Genomic DNA, 21,873 nt, shown 5'->3' on the forward strand with positions numbered 1-21,873 from the left:
GCAGCACCCCCCAAGTCAGGGCAAGCTCATAGGTCGTGAACCCAGGTCCGCAGTTGAGCGAGCACCCCGCGCCCGAGGTGCCCCGCGGTCGCCGCCGCCCGCCACGTTCCCCCAAGCAGTCGGCCAAGCGCGCTGTGATCATCGGGCTCACACTCGTCGTCGTTCTCGGCGGCGGCGGTTACACCGCCTACACCGCCTACCAGAACGCCACGGCCCCGCCCCAGGCCCCGCTCTCCCTGCCGGAGCTGAACGGCCTGCTCGGCGGCGACCCCTTCGCCCCCGACCCCAGCGCCGACGTCCTCAAGGAGGCGGCGGTCAGCGCCATGCGCAAGGACCAGCTCGCCGCCAGCCGCAAGGGCAAGCCCAAGCTCAACCCGATCGAGGTGGCCGAGCAGGGCCCCGGCGGCAACGGCATTCCCGCGGCCAACTTCCCGCCCGGCAGCACCCCCTCGCCGGGCAGCAACAAGGCCGTCGCCAAGGAGATGCTGGCGGGCTTCGGTTTCGGCGCCGACCAGTGGGGCTGCCTGGAGAAGCTCTGGCAGAAGGAAAGCGGCTGGAACGAGCGCGCCATGAACCGCTACTCCGGCGCCTACGGCATCCCGCAGTCGCTGCCGGGCAGCAAGATGGCCAGCGCGGGCGCCGACTGGCAGACCAATGCCGCCACCCAGATCAAGTGGGGTCTGGGTTACATCAAGGGTCGGTACGGCACACCCTGTGGCGCGTGGGGCCATTCCACGGCAACGGGCTGGTACTGACACTCCCAGTGATGGGCAAGCCTGCTCGCCGCGGCTGACCGGACGGCTCACGCTGACCGTGTGAAGGTCAGCGTGATCGTGAATGTCCACAATCCAGGCGATACAGCCGACGCGTGCATCCGCTCGGTGCTCGAGCAGACGCTGCCGCAGGACCAGTACGAAGTGATCTTCGTGGACGACGGCTCCACGGACGGCACCGCCGAGCGGCTCGACACGGTCGCCTCCGTGCGGCGCAACGTGCGCGTCCTGCACCTGCCGCGCACGGGCTCGGCCATGCGCGGCCGTAACGTGGGCATGGCCAGCGCCAGGGGCGATTACGTCTACCTGCTCGACCAGGCCGACCGGCTGGAGCGCGACGCCCTGGCGCTGATGCACGAGCGCGCCGTCGAGACGGAGGCCGACGTGCTGGTCGGCCGGCTCGTCAGGGACGACGGGCCGCCGATGGTCGCCTTCGAGGCCAACCGGGAGCGGGCCGACATCCTGCGCGACAGGTTGCTCACCCTGCTCACCCCGCACAAGCTCTACCGCAGGGCCTTCCTCGAGGAGGAACGGCTCGGCTTCGCCGTGTCCGGGGGGAAGGTGGCCGAGCAGGCCTTCTCGCTCGCCGCCTACCTGCGGGCCAAGGTCATCGCCGTGCTGGCCGACGAGGTGTGCTGCCACCTGGGCGAGCAGCGGGAGGAGCCGGACGACCCCCCGGTCGTGCTCACCGAGCTACGCGCGCTGCTCGACGTCATCGACAGCGGCACGGAAGAGGGGCGGCAGCGCGACCGGATCTACGCCTTCTGGTTCCGCTCGATGGTGCTGCGGCCGTTCCTCAGCCCCAGGTTCGCCGGGTCGTCCGTCGACAGGGGCCTCATCTTCACGATGTTCAGGGAACTGATCCTGGAGCGGTTCCCCGAGCGGCTGGACCGCTATCTGCCCGTCCACCTGCGCGCCGTCGCGTCCATGATGCGCGCGGGCCGCCTGGACCAGCTCGTCAGCTTCGCCAACGAGTCGCGGCGCGCCGAGCTGTGGGCCGAACTGGGCGACGTGCGCTGGTCGGACGAGGTGCTGGAGCTCGGCCTCGAGGTGGAGATCCACACCTCCGCAGACGAGCCCGCGAGATTCCGCGAGGAGGAGGGCCGGCTGTACTGGCGTCCGCCCGGCTCGGTCGACCAGACGCTGCTGCCCGACTCGGTCACGGACGTCACCGAGGCCGTCGAGCGGGCCCACATCGAGGTCTACGTCAAGCACGACAAGACCGGCGACGTCTACTTCGTCCCGGTGGTCTGCGAGGTCGTGCGCATCAGGGAACGCGGCAGGGTCAGGGTCCAGGTGCACGGGCAGGCGCGTCTGGACGTCGCCACCGCCGCGCTCGGCGAGGCGTTGCCGTCCGGCCTCTGGGCGGTCCACGTCAGGATGTACGGCGGGGCGCACCGCGCGTCGGCCAGGGTCAGGCACGCCGACGGGCAACCGTCCACCTGCCTGGGCGTGCTGGCCGAGCGGCCGCGGCGGCGGCTGATCGTGCCGTGCTGGAGCGACGAGGGCGAGCTCAGCCTGTGCATCGAGCCGCGGACGTTCGCCGACTCGATCGCGCTCGTCTCCCGCGGCACGACGGTCACCAGGCGGGAGGGCCACGTCTACGTGGTGGTGCCGGTGCCGTACGTGCCGCCGAGCGGCGGGCCCGCCATGGAGCTCGTGCTGCGCGGCACCGGCCGCCGCAAACGGGAGGTCAGCGTGCCCGCGCTGGTCGAGCCCGGGCTGCCCGGCAAGACCGCGGGGCAGCTGATCGCGAAGGTGCCCATGGCCCGGCTGCCCGGCAAGGACCAGATCGGCCCAGGGAGGTGGACGTCGTCGCTGCGCACCGACGAGCAGGAGACGGGGCTGCGTTTCGCGCTGGAGGTGCGCGGCGGCAGTATCCAGGTCACGCCGACCGCGCCCGTCGAACTCCCGCGCGACCCCATGGGCGGCGACACGCTGCTGCGCAGGCTGGCCCGTCGCGTGCCAGGCGCACGGCACGCCGTACGGCTGGCACGGGCGGGCAGGCACCGTTACCTGCGCGACTGAAGGTGCTCCACGAGATGCCCGCGGAACTCCTCGGGCTGTTCGATGTGGGGGCTGTGGCCGCAGTCGGCCAGCACGACCTCGCGGTAGTCGCCGTAGCGTTCCAGCGCCGCCCTGGTCTGGGCGACCATGGGCTGCGCCGGGGTGCCGGGCGAGCCGGGCACGACACCGAGCTGCCCGAGGTGGGCCAGGTCGAACGGCGAGCCGTCGGCGACGATCACGTCGTCGGCGCCCCTGATCCACAGGATGGGCGGCTTGGGGTCGATGGTGTGCAGGTCGTCGATGCGGAAGTGGACCGGGGCCAGGGCGTTGAGCACGCCGCGGGTGCCCGGCCGCACGCCCGGCCAGGCCTCGGACGTCACGGCGTCACCCGGGTAGTTGTCCTCGCCGACCCTGGTGGACAGCATCGAGGCCACGTAGAAGTCCTCGTCGGCGACCGGCTTGGCGACGTAGGCCGAGCGGAAGACCACGCGGGGCGAGGTGGGCGCCTCGTCCGACAGGTCGCCCGCGGCGAGCCTGGCGACGAAGTCCGGGTTCGCGGCGCCCGCGCCCGACCCGGTGCCGTCGGCGTGGGTGAGCAGGCCCTCGGCGCCCTCCGTGCCGCTGTAGCCGTACGGGGAGACGGGGTTGACCAGGGTGAGCGAGCGGACCATCGCCGGCCGGTCACGCAGGAGCTGCAGGATGATGCCGCCCCCCATGCTCCAGCCGACGAGGTGCACCGGGCCCAGCCCCATGGCCTCGATCAGCTCGGCCAGGTCGTCGGAGAAGTCGCGCAGGCCGCGCGTCGCGTCGACCGGCGCGGGATCGCTGTCGCCGAAGCCGCGCAGGTCCACCGCCAGCGGCCGGTACGGCTGCGGCAGGGCGGCCAGGCTGTCGCGCCAGAAGGCCGCCGACGAGACGTTGCCGTGGACGAACAGCACGGGCTCGCCCTCGTCGCGCGGTCCGGTCAGGACGTTGTGGGTGAGCCGTGCGGTGGTGACCTTCATGCGACGACCTTTCCTTCCGCCAGGTCGCTGCCCTGCGTTTCACGGGCGGCGTAGACGGCGAACAGCGTAAGGGCCGCGGCTGCGGCCAGGTAGACGGCGATCGGCACCCAGGTGCCGAAGTCCTGGAGCAGCTTGACGGCGATGATCGGGGCCAGCGCGCCCGCCACGATGGCCGACAGCTGCGCGCCGATCGACACGCCGGTGTAGCGCATCCTGGTGCCGAACAGCTCGGAGAAGAAGGCGGCCTGCGGGCCGTACATCATGCCGTGGAACAGCAGGCCCACGGTCACCGCCAGCGTGATGGCCAGGAAGCCGCCGGTGTTGATGAGCGGGAAGAAGGCGAAGATCCACACGCCGACGCCCGCCGCGCCCACCAGGTACATCGGGCGGCGGCCGACGCGGTCCGACAGCGCGCCCCACAGCGGGATGGTGACGAAGTGGATCGCCGAGGCGATGAGCACGGCGTTCAGGATGGTCGGCTTGTCCAGCTTCACGACGGTCGTGCCGTAGGTGATGACGAACACGGTGATCAGGTAGAACGAGATGTTCTCGGCCATGCGGGCGCCGATGGCGATCAGCACGTCCCGCCAGTGGTACTTGAGCACGGCCGCGAGCGGCGTCTTGTCCTCCAGGGGCGGGGCCTGCTGGAAGACCGGCGACTCGCTGATGGACAGCCGGATCCACAGCCCGATCAGCACCAGCACGCCCGACAGCAGGAACGGCACCCGCCAACCCCAGGACAAAAACGCCTCGTCGGACTGGAAGGCCGCCAGCAGCGCGAGCACGCCGGTGGCCAGCAGGTTGCCGCCCGGCGCGCCGGCCTGCGGCCACGAGGCCCAGAAGCCCCGGCGGCTGGAGTCGCCGTGCTCGGAGACGATGAGGACCGCGCCGCCCCACTCGCCGCCGAGCGCGAAGCCCTGCACCAGGCGCAGCGCGGTCAGCAGCACCGGCGCGCCCGCGCCGATGGCGGCGTGGGTGGGCAGGCAGCCGATCAGGAAGGTCGCGATGCCCATCATGAGCAGGCTGATGACCAGCAGCGTCTTGCGGCCGAGCCGGTCGCCGAAGTGGCCGAAGACCAGGCCGCCGAGGGGGCGGGCGACGAAGCCGACGGCGTAGGTGAGGAAGGCCAGCAGGGTGCCGGTCAGCGGGTCGGACTCGGGGAAGAACAGCTTGTTGAACACGAGGGCCGCGGCCGAGCCGTACAGGAAGAAGTCGTACCACTCGATGGTGGTGCCGATCAGGCTCGCGGCCACGATCTTTTTGATGCTCATGAGCTTTCGCCTGTCTGGGGGAGTGGGGGGTTGTTGCTCACGGTAAGGAGTGACCGGCATCACTCATATGGGCGCGCGCCCCATACTCGGCGGGGGTGATATGTGGGTCAGCCGCTGAGGCGGTGCAGGCGGAGCGCCAGCTGGATCTCCAGCGCCCGCTCCGGCTCCTGCCAGCCGTCGCCGAGGAGCTGGGCGACGCGGTCCAGGCGCTGGGTGACGGTGTTGACGTGGATGTGCATGACCTCGGCCGTGCGCGAGGGGGAGCCGCCCGAGCCGAAGTAGGCGGCGAGCGTCTTCAGCAGCGCCGTGCCCCTGCGCTCGTCGTAGTCGACGACGGGCCCGAGCGTGCCGGTGACGAAGGCGCCCACGTCGCGGCCCTCGCCGATGAGCAGCCCGACGAAGCCGAGCTCGGCGGCGCTCGCGCCGTCGCCGGCCCGGCCGAGCGCCAGCAGCGACTCGGCGCAGCGCAGCGCCTCCCTGTGGGCGCGCGGGACCTGCGTCGGGTCGCTGATCGGGCCGGTCGCGCCCGCCGTGGCGGACGAGCCGAGCGAGACGGTCAGCTCCGCGGCGACGCGCTGCGCCAGCGCGCCCGGATCGGTGCCGGGCAGCAGCAGCACCACCTCCTGGCCGCGCGCGGCGGCCAGCCCGCCGGAGAGCGTGGCCTGCGAGGAGGCCCAGAAGGCGGCCCGCTCGCGCTGCCCCTCGTGCCTGGCCACCACGACCACGTGCGGCGCGGCCAGGTCGACGCCGAGCCGGCGGGCGCGGTCGGTCAGCCCCTGGGGATCCTCGGCGGCCCGGGAGATCAGGTCGTCGAGCAGCTCGCCGCGTACCCTGCCCTCCGCCTCGGCAACGCTCCTGCGGAACAGCAGCAGCAGGGCGCAGACCAGCGCCGCGCGTTCGAGGATGCGCTCGTCGGCGGCGTCCCTGTGGTGCGGGTCGCTGCGCAGCACCAGCGTGCACAGCGGCGCGCTGGCGGTGACCATGAGGTCGCCCCTGCGCACGGTCCTGCCCGGCACCGCCGCGTCGAGGACACCCTGCTCCACCTCGCCGACCAGCGGCCGTCCCGTCTCGTCGAGAACGGCCAGCGTGCCGCCGAGCACCTCCGTCACCACGGCCGCCACGTCCTCGATGCCGCCGCCGCGCAGCACGAGCGAGGTCATCCTGTCGTGGGCCAGCGCCGCGCGCTCCACCGCGTCGCTGTGCTCCCTGGCGGTCCGGTGCGCGTGGGACAGCTCCTCCAGGGCGTTGCGCGTCTCCTGCAGCAGCCGCGCGTTGTCGATCGCGACCGCGGCGTGCGCCGCCAGGCTGGCCAGCAGCGCCACCTCCTCCTGCGCGAACGGCCGCGCGCTGCGGTTGGCCGCCATCAGCACGCCGATCACCCGCTGCCCGAGGCGCAACGGCACGCCGAGGATGGCCACCAGGCCCTCCTCCTTGACCGCCTCGTCGATGTCGGTGGTGTGGCGGAAGCGCGCGTCGGCGAAGTAGTCGGCCGTGGAGTACGGCGTCGCCGTCTGCGCCACCAGGCCGCCCAGCCCCGCGCCCATCGCGAGCCTGAGCGAGCGGAAGGCGGCCGAGATCGAGCCGTCGGTGACCCGCATGTAGGTGTCGCCGCGTTCGGGGTCGTGCAGCGTCATGTAGGCCGTGTCGGTGCCCAGCAGCTGCCTGGCCCGGTGGACGATCGCCTCCAGCACGGCGTCGAGGTCGCGCAGCCCGGCCAGGTCGCCCGCGGTGTCGTAGAGCGCGCTCAGCTCGGCCTCACGCCTGGCCCTGCGCCGCAGCAGGGCGCGGACCTTGAGCGCCGCCAGCTTGGCCTCCTCGAGCTCCTCGAGCGCCCGCGGGCCGGCGCCCTCGGCCCTGGCCTTGAGTATCGGGCCCTCGAACTCGACCGCCGGCGCCTCACGGGCCAGCAGATCGAGGAACGCTAGCGAGCCGTCCATCCGCCGTCCAGGGGGAGGGAGACTCCGGTGACGAACGACCCGGCGGGCCCGCACAGGTAGGCGACCAGCTCGGCGACCTCCTCGGGCTCGATCAGGCGCTTGATCGCGGCGGGGGCGAGCATGATCTGCTCCACGACCTCGGACTCCGGGATGCCGTGCGAGGCGGCCTGGGCGGCGATCTGCCTCTCCACCAGCTCGGTGCGCACGTAGCCGGGGTTGACGCAGGTGGAGGTCACACCCTTGGCCGCCCCCTCCAGCGCGATCACCTTCGACAGTCCTTCGAGGCCGTGCTTGGCGGCCACGTACGCCGCCTTGTACGGCGAGGCCCGCAGGCCGTGGACGGAGGAGATGTTGACGATCCTGCCCCAGCCTGCGGCGTACATGCCCGGCAGCACCCGACTGGCCAGCAGGAACGGGGCCTCCAGCATGACCTTGACGATCTTGGAGAAGATCTCCGGAGGGAACTCCTCGATCGGCGCCACGTGCTGGAAGCCCGCGTTGTTCACCAGGATGTGCACGGGCTCGTCGGGCAGCGCGTCCAGGAAGCGGGAGTCGGACAGGTCGGCGACGACGGCGACGCCGCCGGTCTGCTTCGCCACGCGCTCCGCGGACTCCCGCGACATGTCCACGACCAGCACCCTGGCGCCCGCGGCCGCCAGCCGGACGGCGCACGCCCTGCCGATCCCGCTACCCGCCCCCGTCACCAGGGCGGTCCGCCCGGTCAGCTCGTCGGTCATGCCTCGGACCCTAGACCCTCCTCCGCCGACGGCACATGGAGGCCGCCCACATACCTTTTCGCGGCACTATGTGGACATCTTGATGAGGCCGCCCGCGAACGCCTTCTGGCTCAGCGCGCCCAGCTTCACCACCGAACTGGGGTAGACGCTGCCGCAGCTGGTGTCCTTGGCGACCAGGTCGGGCCGGATCACCGCGGAGTCGATGACGCCCTGGCCGTAGCCCATGAGGAAGGAGCGCAGCTCGACGGGGGTGGGATCCACGCCCTCCTCCTCCAGTGACCTGTCGATCTCCGCGACCTCCCGCGCGATGGCGTCGGAGAGCGCGCGGTCCTGGGCGGCCTGGGCGAGGATGTCACGCCCGAACCGGGCGTAGATGTGTTCGAGCGGCGTCGCCGACAGGTGCCTCGTCAGGTCCTTGGCCCTGGCGTGGCGCATGGCCTGCATGAGGCGAAGCATCAGGATCTTCATCTGGTTGGTGGCACCGCCACGGCCAGGGCGGCGCCACTCCTCCTTTCGCTCCTTCAGGGGATGGTGTCGAAGCTCGGAACCTCATGCCGCGTCGGCGGGCCGCGCTGAGCGGACCTGTGCAGTCCAGGGGTGCCCACACCGCCTCCCTCGGCGCCCCGCGGACGCGAGGCGGAACCACCGGCATCGATACCCCGGTCGCCGGTGCCGCCCTCGCTCGCGCGCGAAACGCAATCCGGTTGTTGCACGGGGGCGTCCTGCCTTTCGCCAGAGGGTCGATGCCTTCCTCTGACGACGTGATGGGGGGATCGGATGGCGGCGTTGGCGAATCGTTATCGCAGCCCGGGGGGAACGTTGGGATTTGCCGGGAAATACCTTTACCCCGCGCCGGGTCACGGGGACCCGCGGGGTGGGGCGGTCCCGCCGTCCCTCAGGAGGGCCCGGTCATCGACAGCACGTCGAGCAGCGCGTCCAGCTCGGCCTCGGAGATGGTGCCGTTGGCGACGTGGCCGCGCTCGATGACCACCTCGCGGATCGTCTTGCGCTCCGCCAGCGCCTGCTTGGCGATCTTGGCGGCCTCCTCGTAGCCGACGTGACGGTTGAGCGGGGTGACGATCGAGGGGGAGGACTCGGCGTACTCGCGCAGCCGCTCGGTGTTGGCGGTGATCCCGGTCACGCACCGGTCGGCCAGCAGGCGGGAGACGTTGGCGAGCAGGCGGATCGACTCCAGGACGTTCCTGCCGATCAGGGGCAGCATGACGTTCAGCTCGAAGTTGCCCGAGGCGCCCGCGAAGGTGATGGCGGCGTCGTTGCCGATGACCTGGGCCGCCACCATGGCCGCGGCCTCGGGGATCACCGGGTTGACCTTCCCCGGCATGATCGAGGAGCCGGGCTGGAGGTCGGGCAGGTTGATCTCACCGAGCCCGGCCCGCGGTCCCGAGCCCATCCACCGCAGATCGTTGGCGATCTTGTTGAGGGAGACGGCGACGACCTTCAGCTGGCCGGAGAGCTCGACGATCGCGTCCTGGCTGCTCTGGGCCTCGAAGTGGTCAGGGGCCTCGACGAACGTGATGCCGGTCGCCTGGCTGAGCTTCTCGATCGCCTTGGCGGCGAAACCGGGAGGGGTGTTGATGCCGGTGCCGACGGCGGTGCCGCCGAGCGGGAGCTCCACCACGTGGGCGAGGGCCGACTGGACGCGGGTGACGCCGTGCTCGATCTGGGCGGCGTAGCCGCCGAACTCCTGGCCGAGCGTCACGGGGGTGGCGTCCATGAGGTGGGTCCTGCCCGACTTCACGGTCTGCGCGAACTCCGTCGCCTTGGCCCGCAGGGCGGTGGCCAGGTGCTGCAACGAGGGCACCAGGTGGAAGACGACCTCGGTGGCGGCGGCCACGCGGATCGAGGTGGGGAAGACGTCGTTGGACGACTGCGAGGCGTTGACGTGGTCGTTCGGGTGCACCGGACGGCCGAGCCGCGCCTGCGCCAGCGTGGCGACGACCTCGTTGGTGTTCATGTTCGACGAGGTGCCCGAGCCGGTCTGGAACACGTCGATGGGGAAGTGCTCGTCGTACTCGTTCTCCGCCACGTCGGCGGCGGCCTGGGCGATGGCCTCGGCCAGATCCTTGTCGAGGACTCCGAGCTCGGCGTTGACCTCGGCGGCCACCGCTTTGATCAGGCCGAGGGCGGCGATGTGAGAGGGCTCCAGGCGGCGACCCGAGATGGGGAAGTTCTCCACGGCTCGCTGGGTCTGGGCGCGCCAGTGGGCGTCGACGGGGACGCGGACCTCACCCATGGAGTCGTGCTCGATCCGGAATTCACTCATGTGTCCAAGTCTGTGCGATCCAGGTCGAGCACGACATGCCGGGGTCAGGAGATGGCGGCGATGACCAGGATGGCGATCACGGCCAGCGCCACGATGGCGACGCCGATGAGGACGAGGACGCCCGCCCTGTTGGCCTCCGGCTGGGGCGCCGGCGTGCCCGCGATCGCGAACAGGTCGGTGCCCAGGCCCGGCTGCCGGTCGGGGTGGTCGCTCCCGCGCCCACCGGGACGAGCCGGTACGGCCACGCCGCCCGGTCCGGGAGGCATGCCGTTGTACGGCACGGCACCCGGCGGACCCGCGTATCCGGGAACCCCCGGACCACCATGACCCGGACCACCATGACCCGGACCACCATGACCTGGACCAGGCCCCTGCCCGGGACCCGAGCCCTGGCCGCCCGGCCCTTGGCTCCAACCGCCCTGCCCGCCTGGTCCCTGCCCGGGTCCCTGGCTGTGTCCCTGCCCGGGTCTCTGCCCTGGTCCCTGCCCGGGAGCCTGTCCTGGTCCCTGTCCTGGTCCCTGTCCTGGGCCGTGGGTGGCCTGGCCGGGGCGCGGGCCGGGAGCGGCGGGGCCACCGGGACCCTGCTGCCCGGAACCGCCCTGGGCGGCAGGCGTGCCGGGACCGCCCTGGGCAGTAGGCGGCGTGCCGGGGCCGCCCTGGGCGGCCGGTGCCGCGAAGGCGCCCCTGCCCTCCGGCGCCACGGGTCCCGCGAACGCGCCCCGCCCCTGCTGCCCGGCCCCGGCCGTCCCCGAGAACGCTCCAGGCGCGCCTGGCTCGCCGTGCGGTCCGGCGGCGCCCGGCGGCGGGAAGACCGGCTTGTCGGCACGCACCGGGATGGACAGCCTCGAGGTGACGACGGCCCCCTCGTCCACCGGCTCGGCCGGCTGGGGACGGGCGGGCTTGGGCCGCTGCACGGCCATCGTCCTGTCGGGGTCGAACTCCTCCATCACCTGCGGGATGTCGTTGCTCGGGGTGTCGGCCACCATCCGCAGCAGGGTCTCGGTCTTGGCCGCGGTCAGGCGCTGGCGGTGGTCCTTGTGCAGCATCCCCTCGAGCACCGGGCGCAGCGCCCCCGCCTGCGTGGGCGGGTCGGCGCTCTCGGTCATCAGCGCGGCCAGCGTCTCGGCCACGGTCGCGCGCTCGTAGGCCGGCCTGCCCTCCACGGCGAAGTACAGGGTCGCGCCGAGCGACCAGATGTCCGACTCCGGCCCGGTGTACTCGCCACGCGCCCGCTCCGGCGCCGTGTAGCCGGGGGAGCCGATCACCATGCCGGTCTTGGTCAGGCGGGTGTCGCCCTCGACCTTGGCGATGCCGAAGTCGGTCAGGACGACCCGGCCGTTCTCGGTGATCAGCACGTTGCCCGGCTTGACGTCGCGGTGCGTGACGCCCTGCGCGTGGGCGGCGCGCAGCGCGCCCAGCAGGTCGACGCCGATCTCGGCCACCAGCCGGGGCGGCAGCGGACCCTCCTCCTCGATGACCTGTTCCATGGAGCGGGCCTCGACGAGCTCCATGATGATCCACGGACTGTTGTCCTGGATGAGGACGTCGTGGATGGAGGCCACGGACGGGTGGCTGATCCGCGCGGCGGTGCGGCCCTCGCGGACCATGCGCTCGCGCAGTTCGGCGCGCTGCTCGTCGGTGAGCCCCGGGTCCTGGCGGATCTCCTTGATCGCCACCTCGCGGCCGAGGGCACGGTCGTGGGCCCGCCACACGGTCCCCATCGTCCCTCTGCCGATCGGGGTGATCAGCTCGTAGCGTTCCGCGAGCAGGCGCTTCTGCTGTTCCGGCATGAGAAGAAGATATCTATTCCCGCTTGGAGAACGCTTTACCCGCGCTTGCGAAGTTCGCGCGGCCACCAGCGTCGTGGAAGGAACAACTTTATCAAAGTGGCCATGAATCGGGCATAGCCGGACGGGTTGGGGCGCTGCTCGACGACCTTCCTGTGCACGCCCTCGCCCGGTCTGCGGTGGCTCCTGGGGAGCGGCACCACCGGGGTCGGCGCGGTCGTCTCCGCCCGGTGCAGGCCGCGATGCGTGGGCCGGCGGACCGGGCCTGGGCGGGGGATCCTGCTCCTGGTGGCCAGCGGGTCCTCCGCCGCGCCCCCGGCCGCGACGCGGGCCAGCATGAGCGAGGCGCGCACCGAGTCGAGCCGGGTGGCGGGGTCGATCCTCAGCAGGGCGTCGAGCACGGGCGCCAGCGGTCCCGCCTTGACCATGGGGATGGGCTCCCCGCTGGTGAGCGCGGCCAGCGCCGCGGCCGCCGTACGTCTGCCGTGCAGGCCCCTGCCCTCGACCGCGGTGTAGAGGGTCGCGCCGAGCGACCACAGGTCGGCCGCGGGGCTGGCCTTCGCGCCCAGCACGCGTTCGGGGGCGATGTAGCCGGCCGAACCGAGCACGATGCCCGCCTGGGTGATGGAGGCGTCGCCCTCCATGGCCGCCAGGCCGAAGTCGGTGAGCACCGCCCGCTCGTCGGTGACCAGGACGTTGCTGGGCTTCACGTCGCGGTGGAGGATGCCTTTGGCGTGGACGGCCCGCAGCGCGCCGAGCACCTGCCTGCCGATCTCCGCGGCCCTGCGCGGCGGCAGCGGGCCCTCCTGCATGATGAGCTGCTCCAGGGACCTGGCCTGGAGCAGCTCCATCACGATCCACGGCCGTTCGTCCTCGGTGACGACGTCGAAGACGGTGATCACCGAGGGGTGCGCGACCATCGCCGTGGCCCTGCCCTCACGCTCGGTGCGGGCACAGAGCTCGGCGCGCAACTCCTCGTCGAGGACCGTCGGCAGGCGCACTTCCTTGACCGCTACGTAACGGTCGAGCAACTCATCGTGCGCTCGCCAAACCGTGCCCATGCCGCCGCGGCCGACCGGCTCCAAAAGCCGATAGCGCGCGGCAAGGAGGTAACCGGACGGCGCACGCATGGCAGGCAGCTTACCTATTTGCGGAAACCGACCAGTAGAGGCCGGGCCGATAAAAAGTTGCGAACTTCGGTCAAGCCGCCTGACTCGTCACGTCAGCAAACCTCTTGGCGACATCGTTCCAGTTCACCAGGTCCCACAGCCTCTCCACGTAGTCGGGACGCACGTTGCGGTACTGCAGGTAGTAGGCGTGCTCCCAGGCGTCGAAGACCAGCAGCGGCGTGGTGTTCATGCCGACGTTGCCGTGGTGGTCGTAGACCTGCTCCACCACCAGGCGCCCGCCGAGCGGCTCGTAGGCCAGCACGCCCCACCCGGAGCCCTGTACGCCGGTGGTGGCGGCGCTCAGCTGCTTCTGGAAGGCCTCGAAGGTGCCGAAGTGCTCGTCGATCGCGTCGCGCAGCGCGCCGTCGGGGCGGTCGCCGCCGTCGGGGGACAGGTTCTCCCAGAAGATCGAGTGCAGCACGTGGCCCGACAGGTGGAAGGCGAAGGTCTTCTCCAGGCCGACCAGTCCGCCGAACTGGCCCTTGTCGCGGGCCTCGGCCAGCTGCTCCAGCGTGTCGTTGGCGCCCTTCACGTAGGCGGCGTGGTGCTTGGCGTGGTGCAGTTCGAGGATCTCGCCCGTGATCGCGGGCTCCAGTGCCGCGTAGTCGTAGGGCATGTCAGGAAGGGTGTAGGCACCCATGATCCACCTCCAGGTGATCAACGCCCTCCCGACACTATTGCAAAGAGTTCGCACCTGCATCGGTCCAGAGACTTAGGACTCCGCTTCTTGCAAGTTATTCGCAACTACTACATGATGGCGGTATCAGTTCGGTCCCTGCGTGGGGCGGGCGGGGCCGCCCCGCCCGCCCACGTGCAGGTGGCTTGACTCTCTCGATCGTGGTCGCGTCAGCGGATTGCAAGCTGTTCGTCAGCGCCCTGACGCACGCTGAATCCGTGAACCTCACTACCGCAAAACGCGTCGAAACTGTCAGCGTCGAGCGTCATGATGAAAGTAGACGGGTTCACCGGAACTAGGCGGGACCCCGGAGGCGTTGGGGGAGAAAAGAGACGATCTCCAGCGCGCCGGGGACCTACCAGGGCAACGAGGCCCACCACATGAAGGATCAGGAGAGTCATCTGAGAGGTACATGATGTGCAGTCACTCACCCGCTTGCCCGGCCGCCGACGCAGCCGACCGTGAAGCCTCGCACGTGATCGCAGCCCACCCCGACCAGGGATGGAGCCTGCTGTGCAACGGTGTGGTCCTGTTCGAGGACACCGGCCTGCTGCTCCCCGACGGCACCGTCATCGCACCCCACCGCGGCCTGGTCGCCGCCTGACTCATCCCGCAGGTGCGGTCGTCCGAGACCGGCCACACCGCGGTGAGCCGTCACCCGTCCGAGAGGGCGCACCCCCGACGCCGCTCACACCTGGCGCACCACCCACCGTCCTGAGGGCACCGCCCGGCATGCCGTACGCCGTCGAAGGGTGTCCGGCCACCGGCTTGGGATTCATCACCGAGCTGGCTGACCAGGCGAGGGCACTCTCGCGACTACGACCGTCAAGTGGACGCCGTCACCGTGCCCCTGTAGGTGGCAGGGGTGTTCGAGGCCGAGCACCGGCCCATCATGGAAGCCGGCGGCTACCGGCTGTCACCGGGGGCAGGGGTGGTTCACGTGCCTGTTCGGGCAGCAGACCATGCCGACCGTGATGAAGCGGCCTCCGGACAGCCAGGAGCCCCATTGGACATCCACCCCGCGCGGCAACAGGTCGGCAGCCAGAGCCTCACGGCACTCCAAAGGGATCTTGTCTCCCGCGTCGCGGTGCCGAGCGTACGTCTGGGACATCCATTCGACGGCTTTGACCGCGTCATCGAACGTCTCGGCGATCCGCGCAGCGGGTTTGGCCAGCCATTCACCCGTCCGCATCGGCGGCAGGACAGAAGTAACGAAGTCCGGTGAGGTGGGTCGGCGTTCAGCCTCACGAGCCAGGTCGGCCCCGTTGCCGAGCCACGTGTAAGCGTGCCAGTGCATCGTTCCCCGTAGTGTCGAAGGGGGACGGCCCCTGCCTGATTCAGGCGGGCAGGGGCCGTCTCTGGTGGCGTTCTAGATGGTCGCCTTCTGGAACGCCTCCAGCTCGGACCTGGTGAACCGGAGCGTCCCGGCATCCGGGCGCTTGCTGTCGCGCAGGGCGAACACATCACTCGCGCCAGGAATCGGGGCGATCTCCACGCAGGATTCGCCTTCGCCGTCCTCGTTGTTGTTGCCGCCGCACAGGCGGCGGAACTTCAGCGAACCGAGATCCTTCCCATACAGATCCATCTACCTGCCTTCCTTCGCACTCGGACCGGGCGGCCCGAGGTGGTGGCACGGCTGGCGGCTGGATTCGTCTGCCAGACGCCGGCCGCGCGTCTATGGGGGCGGCCGGTGCCTTGCGCGCGCCGCTTGCTCGTCCAGCCGGGGTGTCAGGCCATCCAGGTTCCGCGCGAGGAGGACAGGCAGTAGGCCATGCCGTCGGGAGCCGTACTTCGTCTTGAGTTCGTCAGGCGTCATCGAGCTAGCTCACCGCCCTGAGGGGCGCCCGCCTGCGGGGCCGGCGGGTAGCCAGTTGGAGGGGTGTGACCCTTTCGACGTCGGCAACTCGCCGACGCAGCGCCGGAGCATCGGCGGCGCACACGATGTCGTCCCTGTTCATTTGGGTGACGATCCGCAGCCGGAGCATGTGTTCCCGGTACTCTTCACAGGTCCACGACGGCGGCACGTCTGATCGCGCGTCTCTGGCTCCGCAGGGATGCCAGAGCTGGCAGACCGAGCCTGGCGATCGCAGTGACTCAGCGCTGTCTGTCCGGAGGGCATGCCCCGACGGTAGGAAAGCCCTGACAGCGCGGCCTAGGGGCTTTCCTGTCCTGTCAACAACTCGCCCCGGACATGCTCAACGAGAGTCGTCATCTCGTTGTCATGGACGGCTACCCGAGTGAAGCCCTCGAACTTGGTGACGTACGTTCCGACGTCGCGGGGATCGGTCGTGACGATCTCCGCGTGTGGCGTCTCCACAGTCGCCAGCCGCTCGTCGAAGATGCAGAACGACGTACCCGGTAGGTCGGTCTGGGGGACCGACAGCGGCACGACGCCTATCCGTACGTTGGCCAGGCGCGAGATGGATACGAGCTTGTCCAGCTGCCCGGCCATCATCGCCGGGGGAAGGATGCGCCACCGTAGAACTGACTCGGTGATCAGGAAGTGAAACGACCTTCCCGAGTCGTACAGAACGGTCTGGCGCTCCAATCGCGCTCCCACGGTGCGCGTCGTCTCCTCGGGCGTGAGGTTCCGTCGTCCGACGACGGCCCGTACGTACTCCGGCGTCTGGAGTAGCCCGGGGATGGCAGAGCACTGAAAGAGCCTTAGGAATGCCGTCTGAGCTTCTACGGCTTGGATCTGCATCTGCTTCTTGTGCGGCCCCATACGCCGGTACAGCCGCCATGCCGTCACCTCTGTTGCTGCTCTGCGGGCAGCTTGGATGACTCCGGCCTTGACCTCTTCGGAGACCTCAAGGGCCGTGAGGATGCGTTCTACGTCCGTGAGGGACGGGGCAAGATGCCCGTTCTCGATCTTGCTCAGCTTGGACGGAGACATGACGGCACTCCGGGCAACTGCCTTGGCGGGTAGGCCGCTGGCTTCGCGCAGTTCCCGGAGGGCTGTCGAAAGGTCTTCCTTGTTCAGCCGTGACGCTCCCAGAAGGAAGCGAACGGCTCGGCGTGCTTGAGGGCCAGGTCCCGGTGCTGGATGTACTTCGAAGCCTGCGCTTCGGGCAGGATCTCGGCCCCGGTGAATGCTCCCTGGCCGTCGTAGTACATGCGGACGACCGTCCGTTCGTCGAACATCCAAAAGTCGTGATCGGGAAGTCCGGACACGTCGTGCTCGGCCAGATCCAGGACGAAGAACTCTTCCCCCGCCTTGGCGTTGCGGTGGTAGCCCCACGCGAACTCGAACCGGAGGTAATCCGTAAGCGGAGTGGTCACCACATGCACCCGGTACATGCGCTTGCCCGCCTGTACGGCGTTGCTCACCGTCGTTACCCACGGAGAGTTCCTGAACTGCTCGGGCTCCTCCTCGCCGGCGAGGAAGGCAGGGAGGCCGATGCGGGTTCCCGCTGAGTCGTAGTGGTTCAGCGTCTCCAGCCGAAAGGCTTCACGGTCGAAGCTCTCGAAGAGTTGGCCGAACTCCTCAGGTGAGATCACGGGCAACCTTCCGAAGGAGTTCTTCGGGGATCTCGACAATCGTTTCGTGATCAGGAATCGCTAATCCGTGATCGTCCAGCACTCTGGCACCTTGGATCACGTACGTTCCCCGGTCACTCCGGAAGACGGTAGGGCAGGTGCCGTCGTCACAGCCCTCGGTACCGCCGACCTTGGTGAGCCTCATGCCCGCTCCTCTGTGTCTGTGATCCCATGCTTCGGGGATCACCGGGCAGGGTCAAGCGTCGGGAGTTGAGAGAACAGGAAACCCCGTTCGGCTGTGGGACTGGGGATAGACGGCAGCCCCCGCCCCGATGCGCGGGCGGAGGCTTGGACGGCTCTCAGCCGCGCCCCAAGGCGTGGGAGGTTAGTCCAGACGCCTTGACCGGCTGACGACGACGAGTCCTCTGAACTCGCAGGCCCTCGTCCGTTGGAGTGAGGAGCATCCAACGACAGCGCCCATCTAGCTGCGGTTTCGGGTGGGGATGCCCATGAAGGTGGCTCCGCCGTCAAGTTGCCGCTGGTCAAAGAAGTCGTCACCCTTGTCGTCGACGACGATGAAGGCGGGGAAGTCCTCGACCTGGATCTTCCAGACCGCCTCCATCCCCAGCTCCGGGTACTCCAGGACCTCGACCTTCTTGATGCAGTCCTGCGCCAGGCGGGCGGCGGGGCCGCCGATGGAGCCGAGGTAGAAGCCGCCGTACTTCTGGCACGCCTCGGTGACCTGCTTGGACCTGTTGCCCTTGGCCAGCATGACCTTGGACCCGCCCGCGGCCTGGAAACGCTCGACGTAGGAGTCCATGCGGCCGGCGGTCGTGGGGCCGAAGGAGCCCGAGGCGTAGCCCGTGGGGGTCTTGGCCGGACCGGCGTAGTAGACGGCGTGGTCCTTCAGGTAGGCGGGCATCTCGCCGCCGGCGTCGAGCAGTTCGGCGATCTTGGCGTGCGCGATGTCACGCGCCACCACCAGCGGCCCGGTGAGCGACAGGCGCGTCTTGACCGGGTACCTGGTCAGCTCGGCGAGGATCTCCGGCATGGGCCGGTTGAGGTCGATCTTCACCACGTCGTCGGACAGGTGCTCGTCGGTCGTCTCGGGCAGGAAGCGGGCCGGATCGGTCTCCAGCTTCTCCAGGAAGACGCCCTCGGGCGTGATCTTGGCGAGGGCCTGCCGGTCGGCCGAGCAGGAGACGGCGATGGCCACCGGGCACGAGGCGCCGTGCCGTGGCAGGCGGATGACGCGGACGTCGTGGCAGAAGTACTTGCCGCCGAACTGCGCGCCGATGCCGAGCTTCTGCGTCAGCTCGAAGACCTTCTGCTCCATCTCCAGGTCGCGGAAGCCGTGGCCGGAGGCCGCGCCCTCGGTCGGGATCGAGTCGAGGTAGCGGGCGCTGGCGTACTTGGCGGTCTTCAGCGCGTACTCGGCGCTGGTGCCGCCGATGACCACGGCCAGGTGGTACGGCGGGCACGCCGCGGTGCCGAGCGAGCGGATCTTCTCCTCGAGGAAGGCCAGCATGCGCTTCTCGTTGAGGACGGCCTTGGTCTCCTGGTAGAGGAACGACTTGTTGGCCGAGCCGCCGCCCTTGGCCATGAACAGCAGCTTGTACTCGTCGGCGTGGCCGTGGGGGTCCTCGGCGTACAGCTCGATCTGGGCCGGCAGGTTGGTGCCGGTGTTCTTCTCCTCCCACATGGTGAGCGGAGCCATCTGGGAGTAGCGCAGGTTGAGCTTGGTGTAGGCGTCGTAGACGCCGCGCGCGATCGCCTCGGCGTCGCGGCCGTCGGTCAGCACGTGGCGGCCGCGCTTGCCCATCACGATCGCCGTGCCGGTGTCCTGGCACATGGGCAGCACGCCGCCGGCGGAGATGGAGGCGTTCTTGAGCAGGTCGAGCGCGACGAACCGGTCGTTGCCGCTCGACTCGGGGTCGTCGATGATCTTCCGCAGCTGGGCCAGGTGGCCGGCGCGCAGGAAGTGCGAGATGTCGTGGACGGCGGTCTCGGTGAGCAGCCGCAACGCCTCCGGGTCGACCTCCAGGAAGCTGCGTCCCGCAGCCTCGACCTTCCGCACCCCCTCGCTGGTGATCAGCCGATACTCGGTGTCGTCGGCGCCAAGCGGAAGCAGGTCGGTGTAGTCGAACTCGGGCATGTCCCTCGATCCTTTCGGTCCTCCTAGAGGGTACGGCTTGGCGCGTGCGAGGAAGAACCACCGGTCACCAGAGGCATCCCATAACGGATTTTTCCGATTTATGGGGTCAAAGAGGTGTCTTGTGGGGCCGCTCCGCCGAACGCTTGAGGGAGGAGGACGTCATGGATGTGCCCATTTTCTTCGTGCTCGGATTTGCGCTCCTCATGGCCGGAGCCCTCGGCCTCGCCGTCGTCGCCATCGTGCTGACGGGCATCAAGAGCGGCCAGTGGCCGGCAGGGGAACACCACCCGCATCGGCGTACCTGGCGCCACCACTGAGCCCCACCATGATCCCGGCGATGACCAGCGTCGCCCCCAGCAGGTCGGGCGCGGTCGGCACCGCGACGCCGAGTGCGAGCCCCGTGACGATCGCGCCGACCGGGATGAGCCCGGCGAACAGTCCTGCCCTGCCGGGGCCCAGCTTGGGGAGCGAGGAGTACCACAGGAAGAAGGCGATCGTCGTCACGACCACCGCGAGGTAGGCGAAGCCGAGCCCCTCGGCGAGGGTGGGCGTCCGCAGCATGGCGGGGCCCTCCACGACCAGCCCGATCACGGCCAGCAAGGGGACGGCCAGCGCCGTCGAGTAGGCCGAGACGCGCATCGCGCCGAGCTTCGGCAGGAGGGGGATGGCCAGCATGGAGAAGCTGACCTCCCCCACGAGCGCGCCCAGGGACCACAGCAGCCCTGGCAGGTCGCCGCTGCCGAGACCCGCGGCCAGCGTGGCGCCCGCCACCACGACCCCCGCGCCCACCAGCAGCCGCGGCGCCGGCCGCCCGCCGGCCAGTGCCAGGACGAGCGGCACGGTGCCCAGCACCGTGCCGGGAAGGGCAGGACCCGCATGCCTGGTGGCCTCGATGACGCACACGTTGAAGATGACCAGGCCGAACACCGACAGGCCGATGAGCAGCAGCGTCTCCCGCGCGGTGAGCTTGACGAAGCGGTGGCCCGCCATGCGCGTGACGGCCAGCAGGATGACCGCCGCGGCCAGGTAGCGGACGGCCTGCCCGCCGTACACCGGGTAGTCCTGGATCACTCCGGAGACCGCGGCGAGCGTGCCGACGAGGAACATGGCGGAGGCTGCTCCGATGACGCCGTTTCTCATGTACGGCATGCTAGGAATCGAATGGTTCGCCCAGACAGTCCAATGATGCGGTGAAAGCGGGGACCAATTGGCCGACCTTCATATACCGATAAATCGGGATCTGGGGGCGATCTCCGCGCAGATCGCGGGGCACCTGCGCGAGTCCATCCGGCAGGGCCGGCTCGAACCCGGCACCCGGCTGCCCGCCAGCAGGGAGCTGGCCGCGGATCTGGGCCTGTCGAGAGGCGTCGTGGTCGAGGCCTACGAGCAGCTCGTCGCCGAGGGCTTCCTGCTGGCCAGGGTCGGCGCGGGCACCGTGGTCGCCGCGACCGCCCGCAGGGATCCGGAACCGGTCGCCGCGCGGGAGCGCGCCCCCTACTACGGGCACCGGCCGACCTCGCCCGACCTGAGCGCCTTCCCCCGCGAACGCTGGCTGGCCGCGGTCAAGCACGTGCTGACCACGGTGCCCGGCGACGCCTTCGACTACTGCGATCCCGGCGGCGTCATCGAGCTGCGCGAGGAGCTGGCCTCCTACCTCAAGCGGGTGCGCGCCGCCGACGTCACCGCCGACAACCTGGTGATCGTCGGTGGGGTGGCCCAGGGGCTGAGCCTGATCCTGCACGTGCTGAACGGCCCCAGGCTCGGCGTCGAGGACCCGACGAGCCACCGCCAGGTGCCGCTGCTCAGGAGGTCGGGCTCCGAGCTGGTGCCGATCCCGGTCGACGCCGAGGGCCTCGACGTCACCGCCCTGGACGGGGTGGCGGCCGTCCTGGTGACGCCCGCGCACCAGTACCCGACGGGCGTCGTGCTCTCGCCCGCGCGCAGGGCCGCGCTGATGGAGTGGGGCGGCATGGTGCTGGAGGACGACTACGACGCCGAGTTCAGGTTCGACCGCGACCCCGTGGGCTGCCTGCAGGGCCTCGCGCCCGACCGGGTGATCCTGTCGGGCAGCGTCAGCAAGTCGCTGGCTCCGGGGCTGCGGCTGGGCTGGATCGCGGCCCCCCTGGACCTGGCCGACGCCGTACGGCGGGCCAGGGCCGAGTTCGACCTCGGCTCTCCCGTCGTCGAGCAGTACGCCCTGGCCCACTTCCTGCGGTCGGGCGGCTACGACCGCAACCTGCGCCGGATGCGCAGGGAGTACAGGAAGCGGCGTGACGCCCTGGCCAGGGCGCTGGCCGAGCACCTGCCCGAGGTGAGCGTCGGCGGCATCGAGGCGGGGTTGCACGTCTTCGTCGGCCTGCCCGAGCACTGGGACGAGCGGGAGGTGGTGGCCGCGGCCGAGGCGGAGGGGCTGTCCGCCGAGCCCGTCGGGCCGATGCGCTTCGCCGGAGGGTCGCCCGCGATCGTCATCGGCTTCGCCCGCCTGCCCGTTCATCACGCCGCTGACGTGGTACGACGAGTAAAGGTAAGAATGTCTGGACAAAGAAAGGGATAGAAGGTTAGAAAGGGATCCGATACCCGACTCCTGGGAGGC

General features: G+C 70.2%; 20 protein-coding genes. 5 read left to right on the top strand and 15 right to left on the bottom strand.

The genetic code is table 11. The features are described from left to right. The first annotated feature begins 35 nt into the window (after positions 1-35). On the top strand, positions 36-755 hold the full coding sequence (locus tag ACWENQ_RS21590) for an aggregation-promoting factor C-terminal-like domain-containing protein (RefSeq protein ID WP_354905703.1): 720 nt from the start codon (positions 36-38) through the stop codon (positions 753-755). 72 nt (positions 756-827) lie between these two features. Further along, on the top strand, positions 828-2,801 hold the full coding sequence (locus ACWENQ_RS21595) for a glycosyltransferase family 2 protein (protein WP_452415795.1): 1,974 nt from the start codon (positions 828-830) through the stop codon (positions 2,799-2,801). Here ACWENQ_RS21595 and ACWENQ_RS21600 read toward each other — a convergent pair. The 9 genes from ACWENQ_RS21600 to ACWENQ_RS21640 all read right to left on the bottom strand — a co-directional run bounded on the left by ACWENQ_RS21600 (position 2,786) and on the right by ACWENQ_RS21640 (position 13,609). After that, positions 2,786-3,784: an alpha/beta fold hydrolase gene (locus tag ACWENQ_RS21600; protein WP_452415797.1), complete on the bottom strand. Its 999-nt coding sequence runs from the start codon at positions 3,782-3,784 to the stop codon at positions 2,786-2,788. The genes ACWENQ_RS21595 and ACWENQ_RS21600 overlap by 16 nt on opposite strands. After that, complete coding sequence (locus ACWENQ_RS21605) at positions 3,781-5,055, bottom strand: MFS transporter (RefSeq protein ID WP_449917941.1); 1,275 nt, start codon at positions 5,053-5,055, stop codon at positions 3,781-3,783. The genes ACWENQ_RS21600 and ACWENQ_RS21605 overlap by 4 nt, the downstream gene beginning before the upstream one ends. A 107-nt stretch (positions 5,056-5,162) precedes the next feature. Then, entirely contained in the window at positions 5,163-6,992 is a 1,830-nt protein-coding gene (locus ACWENQ_RS21610) for a helix-turn-helix domain-containing protein (RefSeq protein ID WP_449917939.1), read from the bottom strand. Continuing rightward, complete coding sequence (locus tag ACWENQ_RS21615; protein ID WP_449917936.1) at positions 6,977-7,729, bottom strand: 3-hydroxybutyrate dehydrogenase; 753 nt, start codon at positions 7,727-7,729, stop codon at positions 6,977-6,979. The genes ACWENQ_RS21610 and ACWENQ_RS21615 overlap by 16 nt, the downstream gene beginning before the upstream one ends. A 66-nt stretch (positions 7,730-7,795) precedes the next feature. Then, a complete protein-coding gene (locus ACWENQ_RS21620; RefSeq protein ID WP_354905712.1) occupies positions 7,796-8,185 on the bottom strand; it encodes a hypothetical protein in 390 nt (129 codons plus the stop codon). Positions 8,186-8,624: 439 nt separating this feature from the next. Continuing rightward, positions 8,625-10,013 carry a class II fumarate hydratase gene (locus tag ACWENQ_RS21625; protein ID WP_449917934.1) on the bottom strand — a complete coding sequence of 463 codons (1,389 nt, stop codon included), beginning with the start codon at positions 10,011-10,013 and terminating at the stop codon, positions 8,625-8,627. Positions 10,014-10,057: 44 nt separating this feature from the next. After that, positions 10,058-11,803, bottom strand: coding sequence for a protein kinase domain-containing protein (locus ACWENQ_RS21630; RefSeq protein WP_452415798.1), 1,746 nt, complete (start codon positions 11,801-11,803; stop codon positions 10,058-10,060). A 35-nt stretch (positions 11,804-11,838) separates the two neighbouring features. Then, positions 11,839-12,930, bottom strand: coding sequence for a serine/threonine-protein kinase (locus ACWENQ_RS21635; protein WP_452415800.1), 1,092 nt, complete (start codon positions 12,928-12,930; stop codon positions 11,839-11,841). 70 nt (positions 12,931-13,000) lie between these two features. Continuing rightward, the gene (locus ACWENQ_RS21640) at positions 13,001-13,609 is read right to left on the bottom strand and encodes a superoxide dismutase (RefSeq protein WP_354905717.1); all 609 of its coding nucleotides are present in this window, start codon (positions 13,607-13,609) and stop codon (positions 13,001-13,003) included. Positions 13,610-14,060: 451 nt separating this feature from the next. Here ACWENQ_RS21640 and ACWENQ_RS21645 point away from each other — a divergent pair, with 451 nt between their 5' ends. Both ACWENQ_RS21645 and ACWENQ_RS21650 read left to right on the top strand, forming a co-directional pair. After that, the gene (locus ACWENQ_RS21645; RefSeq protein WP_354905977.1) at positions 14,061-14,249 is read left to right on the top strand and encodes a DUF5999 family protein; all 189 of its coding nucleotides are present in this window, start codon (positions 14,061-14,063) and stop codon (positions 14,247-14,249) included. Between the two features lie 261 nt (positions 14,250-14,510). Further along, complete coding sequence (locus ACWENQ_RS21650; protein WP_449917925.1) at positions 14,511-14,870, top strand: hypothetical protein; 360 nt, start codon at positions 14,511-14,513, stop codon at positions 14,868-14,870. A gap of 144 nt (positions 14,871-15,014) precedes the next feature. Here the strand turns inward: ACWENQ_RS21650 and ACWENQ_RS21655 are convergent, their stop codons facing one another. The 6 genes from ACWENQ_RS21655 to ACWENQ_RS21680 all read right to left on the bottom strand — a co-directional run bounded on the left by ACWENQ_RS21655 (position 15,015) and on the right by ACWENQ_RS21680 (position 20,420). After that, positions 15,015-15,230, bottom strand: a complete 216-nt coding sequence (locus ACWENQ_RS21655; RefSeq protein WP_452415802.1) for a DUF397 domain-containing protein — start codon at positions 15,228-15,230, stop codon at positions 15,015-15,017. Positions 15,231-15,797: 567 nt separating this feature from the next. Next, positions 15,798-16,643: a helix-turn-helix domain-containing protein gene (locus ACWENQ_RS21660; protein WP_452415930.1), complete on the bottom strand. Its 846-nt coding sequence runs from the start codon at positions 16,641-16,643 to the stop codon at positions 15,798-15,800. Then, positions 16,625-17,146: a DUF6879 family protein gene (locus ACWENQ_RS21665; protein ID WP_449917920.1), complete on the bottom strand. Its 522-nt coding sequence runs from the start codon at positions 17,144-17,146 to the stop codon at positions 16,625-16,627. The genes ACWENQ_RS21660 and ACWENQ_RS21665 overlap by 19 nt, the downstream gene beginning before the upstream one ends. Next, on the bottom strand, positions 17,133-17,330 hold the full coding sequence (locus ACWENQ_RS21670; protein ID WP_449917917.1) for a hypothetical protein: 198 nt from the start codon (positions 17,328-17,330) through the stop codon (positions 17,133-17,135). Before ACWENQ_RS21670 ends, ACWENQ_RS21665 begins: the two co-directional genes overlap by 14 nt. 276 nt (positions 17,331-17,606) lie before the next feature. Beyond that, complete coding sequence (locus tag ACWENQ_RS21675) at positions 17,607-19,280, bottom strand: fumarate hydratase (RefSeq protein WP_452415804.1); 1,674 nt, start codon at positions 19,278-19,280, stop codon at positions 17,607-17,609. A 252-nt stretch (positions 19,281-19,532) separates the two neighbouring features. Further along, positions 19,533-20,420, bottom strand: coding sequence for a DMT family transporter (locus ACWENQ_RS21680; protein WP_449917912.1), 888 nt, complete (start codon positions 20,418-20,420; stop codon positions 19,533-19,535). 67 nt (positions 20,421-20,487) lie between these two features. Between ACWENQ_RS21680 and pdxR the strand changes: the two genes are divergently transcribed. Beyond that, a complete protein-coding gene (gene pdxR / locus ACWENQ_RS21685) occupies positions 20,488-21,834 on the top strand; it encodes a MocR-like pyridoxine biosynthesis transcription factor PdxR (RefSeq protein ID WP_449917909.1) in 1,347 nt (448 codons plus the stop codon). Positions 21,835-21,873 lie beyond the last annotated feature (39 nt).

It is taken from the genome of Nonomuraea sp. NPDC004354 (assembly GCF_053602555.1).

Coding starts and splice junctions, on each gene's coding strand:
- ACWENQ_RS21600 (WP_452415797.1), bottom strand. CDS start 3,784: ATGAAGGTCACCACCGCACGGCTCACCCACAACGTCCTGACCGGACCG.
- ACWENQ_RS21605 (WP_449917941.1), bottom strand. CDS start 5,055: ATGAGCATCAAAAAGATCGTGGCCGCGAGCCTGATCGGCACCACCATC.
- ACWENQ_RS21610 (WP_449917939.1), bottom strand. CDS start 6,992: ATGGACGGCTCGCTAGCGTTCCTCGATCTGCTGGCCCGTGAGGCGCCG.
- ACWENQ_RS21615 (WP_449917936.1), bottom strand. CDS start 7,729: ATGACCGACGAGCTGACCGGGCGGACCGCCCTGGTGACGGGGGCGGGT.
- ACWENQ_RS21620 (WP_354905712.1), bottom strand. CDS start 8,185: ATGCTTCGCCTCATGCAGGCCATGCGCCACGCCAGGGCCAAGGACCTG.
- ACWENQ_RS21625 (WP_449917934.1), bottom strand. CDS start 10,013: ATGAGTGAATTCCGGATCGAGCACGACTCCATGGGTGAGGTCCGCGTC.
- ACWENQ_RS21630 (WP_452415798.1), bottom strand. CDS start 11,803: ATGCCGGAACAGCAGAAGCGCCTGCTCGCGGAACGCTACGAGCTGATC.
- ACWENQ_RS21635 (WP_452415800.1), bottom strand. CDS start 12,930: ATGCGTGCGCCGTCCGGTTACCTCCTTGCCGCGCGCTATCGGCTTTTG.
- ACWENQ_RS21640 (WP_354905717.1), bottom strand. CDS start 13,609: ATGGGTGCCTACACCCTTCCTGACATGCCCTACGACTACGCGGCACTG.
- ACWENQ_RS21645 (WP_354905977.1), top strand. CDS start 14,061: ATGTGCAGTCACTCACCCGCTTGCCCGGCCGCCGACGCAGCCGACCGT.
- ACWENQ_RS21655 (WP_452415802.1), bottom strand. CDS start 15,230: ATGGATCTGTATGGGAAGGATCTCGGTTCGCTGAAGTTCCGCCGCCTG.
- ACWENQ_RS21670 (WP_449917917.1), bottom strand. CDS start 17,330: ATGAGGCTCACCAAGGTCGGCGGTACCGAGGGCTGTGACGACGGCACC.
- ACWENQ_RS21675 (WP_452415804.1), bottom strand. CDS start 19,280: ATGCCCGAGTTCGACTACACCGACCTGCTTCCGCTTGGCGCCGACGAC.
- ACWENQ_RS21680 (WP_449917912.1), bottom strand. CDS start 20,420: ATGAGAAACGGCGTCATCGGAGCAGCCTCCGCCATGTTCCTCGTCGGC.